The sequence below is a fragment of the Streptomyces sp. NPDC043746 genome, from assembly GCF_056436485.1.
Window position 1 is genome coordinate 1 of sequence record NZ_JBWKCM010000058.1, and the last position, 7,499, is coordinate 7,499.

At 71.9% G+C, this 7,499-nt stretch carries 5 protein-coding genes and 1 pseudogene; all 6 read right to left on the reverse strand.

The window, feature by feature from the left end:
- Positions 1-122: 122 nt before the first annotated feature.
- A complete protein-coding gene (locus AC0682_RS31150; protein ID WP_478536572.1) occupies positions 123-1,604 on the reverse strand; it encodes an MFS transporter in 1,482 nt (493 codons plus the stop codon).
- Between the two features lie 93 nt (positions 1,605-1,697).
- Positions 1,698-2,909, reverse strand: coding sequence for an acyl-CoA dehydrogenase family protein (locus AC0682_RS31155; protein ID WP_478536573.1), 1,212 nt, complete (start codon positions 2,907-2,909; stop codon positions 1,698-1,700).
- 331 nt (positions 2,910-3,240) lie between these two features.
- Positions 3,241-4,914 carry an AMP-binding protein gene (locus tag AC0682_RS31160; RefSeq protein ID WP_478536574.1) on the reverse strand — a complete coding sequence of 558 codons (1,674 nt, stop codon included), beginning with the start codon at positions 4,912-4,914 and terminating at the stop codon, positions 3,241-3,243.
- Positions 4,911-5,663, reverse strand: a complete 753-nt coding sequence (locus AC0682_RS31165; RefSeq protein ID WP_478536576.1) for a class I SAM-dependent methyltransferase — start codon at positions 5,661-5,663, stop codon at positions 4,911-4,913. The genes AC0682_RS31160 and AC0682_RS31165 overlap by 4 nt, the downstream gene beginning before the upstream one ends.
- Positions 5,664-5,759: 96 nt before the next feature.
- Positions 5,760-6,677, reverse strand: coding sequence for a helix-turn-helix domain-containing protein (locus AC0682_RS31170; protein ID WP_478536578.1), 918 nt, complete (start codon positions 6,675-6,677; stop codon positions 5,760-5,762).
- A 326-nt stretch (positions 6,678-7,003) separates the two neighbouring features.
- Positions 7,004-7,429: pseudogene (locus AC0682_RS31175) on the reverse strand (LysR substrate-binding domain-containing protein); the annotation flags it as partial.
- Positions 7,430-7,499: the final 70 nt, after the last annotated feature.

Below are 7,499 nucleotides of genomic sequence, written 5' to 3' on the forward strand. Positions count from 1 at the left end.
CCCCCCCCCCCCCCCCCCCCCCCCCCCCCCCCCCCCCCCCCCCCCCCCCCCCCCCCCCCCCCCCCCCCCCCCCCCCCCCCCCCCCCCCCCACCCCTGGTGTTCGCTGGTGTGGTGAGGTGTTCTAGACCGTCGCGTCCGCCGATGCCCGGCGCCTGGCCGAGGCCCGGATCGCCGCGACGGCGGTGAGCGCCACCGTGAGGGCGGAGATGCCCGAGAGCACCCAGAGGCCGCTGTGGTAGCCGGCCAGCGTGCCGGCCCCTTCCCCGCCGCCGGTGTGGTCGACCGCCATCGTGGCGGTCACCACGGCCAGCACCACGGCGGCCCCGACCTGGTATCCGGTCTGCAGCACCCCGGCGGCCAGGCCCTGCTCCTCGTCCGCCACGTTCGAGGTCGCCTGGACGTTGGCGGCCGGGAACGAGAACGGGAAGGCGATACCGATGAGGAGGATGCTCGGCAGGATCACCCAGAGGTAGCTGGAGTTCTCGTCGATGCGCAGGAAGAGCAGATAGGAGGCGGTGTACGCGACGAACCCGGCGACGATCATCCACTGGACCCCGAACCGGGAGATGAGCTTCCCGGACCGTGGCGCGATCGTCGCGATGAGCAGCCCGATCGGGAGGAAGGCCAGGGCCATCTCCATCGGTGACCAGCCGCGCAGTGTCTGGAGGTACAGACCGCCGATGAACTGGAAGCTCATGTAGGTGCCGAGGATCGCCGCGGCCACCAGGCTGGCCCCCACCAGCGACCGGTTGCGCAGCAGCCCCAGGCGCAGCAGCGGCTGGGAGGCGCGCGACTCGATGAGGACGAACGCCGCGAGGAGGGCCGCCGCCGCCGCGAACACCAGCAGGGTCCGCGCCGAGGTCCAGCCCACGTTGGGCGCCTCGACGATGGCGTAGACGAGGAGGAGCATCCCCCCGGTGACGGTGACGGCGCCCGCCACGTCGAACGACCCCCGGGAGCGGTCCGCCACGACGTCGCGCGGCACCAGGACCATGCCGCCGACCAGGGCGGCTATCGCCACCACGACCGGAAGCAGGAAGGTCCAGCGCCAGTTGATCTCGGTCAGCGCTCCACCGACGATCACACCGGTCGAGTAGCCGACCGCGCCGCACGCCGTGTAGATGCCGACCGCCCGGTTGCGCTGCGGGCCCGCGGGGAAGTTGGTGATGATGATCGACAGAGCGGCCGGTGCGGTGAACGCGGCGCCGATCCCCATGACGAACCGGGCCACGATCACCACCAGGCCCTCGCTCGTGAGGCCGCCGACCAGCGACCCCACGGCGAAGACGGCGACACCGACGAGGAAGACGCGGCGGCGCCCGATGAGGTCGGCCATCCGGCCGCCCAGCAGCAGGAATCCGCCGAAGCCGAGGACGTAGGAGCTGACGACCCACTGCACGGCCGCGGTGCTCATCCCGAGATCGGCCTGGATCGGCGGTACGGCGATCCCGACCATGATGTTGTCGAGGGCGTCCAGGAAGAACGCGGCACAGACGCTGACCAGGAGTCCCCACTCGCGTAACCCCCAGGATGTCCCGGTGTCTTCGGCACGTCTCTTCTTGCCGCCCGCGGGCTCGACCTGTACTTCGCCGGAAGTTGCCATCAGCTTTCCTGATTCCTTGGGTGAGTGCCGGTTGTCGCGGCAGTGGGGTGCTGGACGTTCCCTCGTTTCCCGGCCGCGCTCCTCGCGGCCGGTTCAGCCCTTGAGGCCGAGGGGGAAGGGAGCCTGGGGGGTGCCACCGATCAGGTGGGCGCCCGCGGACTGCGCGATCTGCTCCTGGGCCAGGATGTGCTGGCACATGGTGTGGAGATCGCGCAACCAGCGCTCCAGCGGTGAGGTCCGGTAGATGGACGCCGTGCCCACGAGGTCGGAGAGGCGCTGGACGATCGAGCGCGCGGTGCGGAAGGCGTTGAGGCGGGCGAGCGCGGCGGCGACCTGCTGGTCGGGGGTGGGTTCGACGCCCTCCTTCAGCCGGTTCCACAGCTCGTCCAGCGAGCCCCGGACGGCGTAACGGGCCGCGGAGAGAAGCATCTCCGCCTCGCCGATGGTGGTCTGCACCCGGTAGCTCTGCGACCAGGGGGCCCCGGTGGCCCGGTCCACGCGGTCCTCGGCGATGCCCCGCACATGGTCGAGCGCGGCCCGGGCGACGCCGAGCGGCACGCCCGCCACGTTGCCGAGGAAGGCGTCGGGGGCGGAGAACGGGCTGCTGTCCCGAGGGGTGGTGAAGTCGAACGTACGGCTCTCGGGTACGAAGAGGTCCTCCACCTGGTAGTCCATGCTGCCGCTTCCGGCCAGGCCGTGCGTGTGCCAGGTGTCGACGGGCGTGATCTCCTCGCGGCGTACGAGCATCAGCCGCCAGTTCACCGGTGCGCCGTCCTTGCCCGGCTCCGGGGCGCCGTCGCTGTGGACGACGCAGCCGCCGACGACCCAGTCGGCATGCGTGACGCCGCTGCCGAAGGGCCAGCGGCCGGTGATCCGGTAGCCGCCCGGGACCCGGTCGGCACGCCCGACCGGGAAGATGAGCCCGGCGGTTATCGCGTCGACGTCGGTCAGCATCTCCTCGACCACGCTCTCGTCGAGATAACCGGCGTAGATCCAGGTGTCCATGCCGATCATCGCGCACCAACCGGCCGCCGGGTCACCGTGGGAGAGCGCCTCGATGACCTCGGTCTGCTCCCAGAAGGTCAGCTCGGGCCCGCCCCACTCCTCGCGCATGCCGATGCGGAACACGCCGGTTCCCCGGATCAGCCGGACGGCCTCCTCCGGAAGCCTCCGGGTGCGCTCGATCTCCTCGGAGAGTTCGCGCAACCGCGGTGCCGCCGCCCTGGCACGGGTCAGGATCGATTGCGCGGTCAGCGTCTTCGGCAGGGTCCCCGCGTCGCCGGCCGGTGCCTGAGTGATGGTCATGGAAAGCCTCCAGTGCGTGTCTGCGTGCCGGATCGGATGAACGGCTCCGAGGCCGTGCCGCGCACGTCGTCGCGGGGGGTCCGGTGTCCGTGCCCCTCACGGTAGGGACGCTCGCTCCGTGGCTGTCGCGTGAACGCGCACGTGATCTGACACGTCTGCGTGCGGTCCCGTGGGCCCCCAGGCACCCCCTTCGGCTAACTGTCAAAAGTGACTTTATGAGTTAGCAGAAGGCTTCGCAACCATCGAACGCCGCTTGAGGGGTTAGTCGGTGCCGGTGGGAAGACAGGGGAGCCCGCGGCGCACGCCGCGGGCTCCCCACCGACCGACGGGCTCAGCTCACCGGCACGGGCTCCCCGGCCGGACCGGGCGAGCCCGCCCGCGCGAACCGCTCCCGCAGCTGGGCCCGCCGGAGCTTGCCGATGCCCGTCTTGGGCACGTCCTCCCGGGCGACCGGCACGGCGTGGGCCACCGTCACGCCCAGGGTCCTCGCCACCTGGTCGCGGACCTGCCGAGCGGCGTCGGCCGGGTCCGTCCCGGCGCGCGGATGGAAGAAGACCGCGAGTTCCTCGCTCCCCGACTCGGGCCCGGTCACCAGACAGGCGACGGTGTAGGACGGAACCACCGCGTCCAGCTCCTCCACCCGCGCCTCGATCTCATGGCCGTGGCAGGCGGTCCCGCCCAGCTCGATGACATCGTCGGCGCGACCGGTCACCGTGAGGACGCCGTCCCGTACGTAGGCGAGGTCACCCGTCCGGAACCAGCCTTCCGTGAAGGCGAGCCTGTTCTGTCCGGGGTTGCGGTAGTAGCCCGACGTCACGCAGGCCCCGCTGACCTGTAGTCGGCCGGTCGTGCCCGCCGGGACGACCCGGTCGTGCTCGTCGACCACGCGGAGCGCCGTCCCCGGCTGCGGCCGCCCCACCGGCACGTACCGGTCGTCCCCGGCGTCGACCTCCCAGAACTCGCAGTCGGCCACCCCCGCCGATGTCTCGGACATGCCCCACCCCGGCCACATGGCGTCCCGGGGCAGCCCGAGAGGGGCGAGCAGTTCCAGGAAGCGGCGCACCACACCGCTGCGGACGGCTTCGCCGCCGTTCATGATGTACCGCAGGCAACTGAGGTCCCACGGGGAGCCGGCCAGCCGGTCCGCCTGGTCGTTGATCAGGCCGAAGGCGAAGTTGGGGGCCCAGGTGGTGTCGGCCCGGTGCCGGTCGACGGCCTCCAGCCAGCGCAGCGGGTCCCCGAGCACCCACTCGATCCCGGCGTGCACCTGGTAGCAGCCGAGGTGGACGTCGCGTACGTGGAACATGACCAGTCCGCCCACGTGGTCGAGCGGCATCCAGTTGAAACTGCGGGTCGCGGCCCCCAGCCGGTTCGCCCGGACCGTGGCCGCGGTGCGGCTCAGGACGTTCCGGTGGGTGAGGGTGACGGCCTTGGGCACGCCGGTGCTGCCCGAGGTGAGCAGCAGTACGGCCGGGTCGTCCGGAGCCGCGCGGTGCCATACGGTCTCGGGCCTGGCGGCGCCCAACCGGTCGGTGTCCCCGACCCGTGCCCGCTGCCACCGAGGGTCCGCGGCGACCGCTGCCGCGATCTCCTGGCCGGGACCGGTCACCACCTTGGGCCTGCCGTACCCCTGCCAGACCCGCCGCAGCAGCTCGGGAGCGGTGGCCCGCTGGTCCGCCGTGGCACCGGCGTTGACCGGCATCGGCAGGAATCCGCCCAGCACGCAGGCCCAGAAGGCGGCGAGCAGGGCGGCGGGTTCGGCGACCTGGAGGATGACCGTCTCGCCTGGGGCGACGCCCGCCGCGCGCATCCCGCCGAGGACCCGGGCCGCATGGTCCAGCAGTTGGGCGTAGGTCAGTGTGGTCTCGGAGCCCTCGTCGTCCAGGAAGCAGATGTCGGCCGAGGTGGCGGTCCGCGCCGCCCGGACGAGGGTCTCGCCGAGGTGGTGGACATCGAGGGGGGCGGGCGGGCCGCCGTCGAGGAACGAGACTTCCGTGTTCGTCATATCGCTGCCTTACGGGAGGGGGAGGCCACGATCACCAGGGGACCGCGGCCGTGGCCGGGGGCGGGTTCCTCGCGGAACCCGCCGTACTCGGCGGTCACGGTGAACCCGGCGTCGGCCAGCAGGCCGCGCACCTCGGGCCCGGTGAGCACGGACTGGTCGAAGAAGTTGTCGTACAGGGCGACCCGGCCGTCCGGACGACGTACGAGCAGCGTCTCCTCGTGCCGCCAGGTCGCCGTGTGCGGGTGGAGCGACTGGCGGGCGAGCCGGGTGATGAGCACGCCGTCGGAGCGGTGGTGGGCGACCGTGTGCTGCTGGTAGCTCTCGACGAAGTTCAGCAGGTGACCGAATTCCAGAACGAGCCTGCCCCCGGGCGCCAGATGGCGCCGGGTGGTCTCGAACAACGTCCGCACGCTGTCGTGCGGGAGCTGGTTGAGCGTCGTGAAGAGGCTGTAGGCGAGGTCGAAGTGGCGGTCCGTCGAGAACTCCTCCGCCCGGCCGTGCACGTACTCGACCCCTTCGCCGCCCGCCTGCCGGGCGTACTCCACGAAGCTCGCGCTCTGGTCCACCCCCACGCAGGAGTGGCCGAGGGCGCCCAGTCGGCGCAGATTGGTCCCCGTGCCGGAGCCGAGGTCGAGAATCCGGCCGCCGGGCGGTGCGCAGGAGGCGAGGAATGCGGTCTCGGCGTCCAGGTCCCGGAAGTCCTGACGCATGATTTCGTAGTACTCGCCGGGAAACTCGAAACTGGTCAACGTTCCACCTTTCACAGCATTGACGGCACGTCGGTACGGCGTGATCCGTACGACGCGATCGGTACGACGTGCGTGATGGGGCGGGTGGCGGAGGCGTCAGGCGGTGAGGGCGGCCGGTCGCATGGTCTTGCGGTACTCCCGGGGCGTCACGCCGTAGCGGTCCCGGAACAGCCGGCTGAAGTGCGACGCCCCGTAGAAGCCCGAGCGCTCGCCGATCACCGCGATGGAGAGATGGGAGAGGCCGGGGTCGGCCAGTTCGGCACGGCAACGGGCCAGTCTCTCGTCCCTGATCCACCGTGCGGGGCTGGTGTTGTGCTCGTTGAACATCTTCTGGAGGTAGCGGAGCGAGACGTTGTGCTGCTGCGCCACGGCCACCGGGCTCAGCTCCGGGACCGCGAGGTTCTTCCGGATGAAGGCCTGGACATTCACCATCAGGGTCTGGTGGCCCCCGCCCGTCGCCGCCGCCGCGGTGCGGAGCCGCTCGGCGAAGAGCGCCCCCGCCAGCCCCGCGACGCTTCCGCCGAGGAGACCGATGGAGGTGTCCACCTCCTCTCCGTACCGCGCCAGTCCGGCGAGCAGGTCCGACATCAGGGCGCCGAGCCCCTGGGAACCGTGCCACACCCTCGCGGTGAGAAGCTCCGACTCCTTGGGCGTCAGGCCGATCGAACGGTGCGACAGCGCGAGGGTCACCATGCGGAAGTCACCCGGCGTGGTGATCCGGTGGGGCCGCGAGCTGTCGTAACACACCAGGCCCGAACTGCCGGTGACGGCCTGTCGGCCGTCCTGGTCCACATGGACCTCGCCCACCAGGGGGCGGAAGACCCGGAGGTGGGTCTCGTCCGCGGGCCCCGCTCTTCCCGGCCCCCGCACTTCGCTCGAACCCCCCTCCACCACACAGATCCACACCTCGCCGAAACGCCTGCTGACCGTCGTCCCACCGAATCCGTCGGAGCGCTCCGTGACAGCGCCCGGACCGGCCTCGGTGCGGAGGTCAGCTCTCTCGTGGCTGTTCAAAGGCCATCTGCCTGGTTCGTTGGCACGCAGCATCGCATCTCCCGTTTGCCTGGCGCGACGATCAGTTCCCGCCGGGCGTGCGTGCGACCGCTGGTGTGGCGGTTCACGCCCGGGGTGGCTCTTTTCCTGCCTTCCGTACGTCCGCCAGCATGGGAACATACCCGCATGCTGGTTTTCTACGGCTCATCGGAACCTCTGATGGGCCACGGCTCCAGACGCTCGAACAGGCGCAACCCGGGCAGAAGGCATGCGCGATTCGTCAACACTTTCCGGCGGGCCGGCCTTAGCAGAGGCACCATGCAGCCGCGGGCGCGTGCGCCGGGACCTCACCCCCGCGCGACGATCTCCCGGGCCAGGGCGGCCAGCTTCGGCAGCGCGGGGTGGCCGGGGCCGTCGCGGCGGACGAGGAGGACGGGGACGCCGGGGGCGTCGTCGAGCGGCACGTAGGCGACGCCCGGGTGCGGGTGCACGGCGGCGGTGGAGGCGGCCGAGACCCCGCTGCCGCGCCCGGCGGCGATGGCGGCCAGCCAGTCGTCGGTGTTGGCGACGGTGAGGGTGGCGGCGGGGCGGGCGTGCGGCGGCCACAGCTCGGGGGTCGTGATGCCGGAGACGGTGTTGAGGACGACGGGGCCGTCCACGAGGTCGGCCAGGCGCAGCGACTTACGGGAAGCGAGCGGGCCGTCCACCGCCACCGCCGCCACCCGGCCCTCGGTGAACAGCACCTCGGTGACGAGCCCCGGCGGGGGGGGGGGGGGGGGGGGGGGGGGGGGGGGGGGAGAGAGGGGAGGGGGGGAGGGGGGGGGTGGGGGGGGGGGGGGAGGG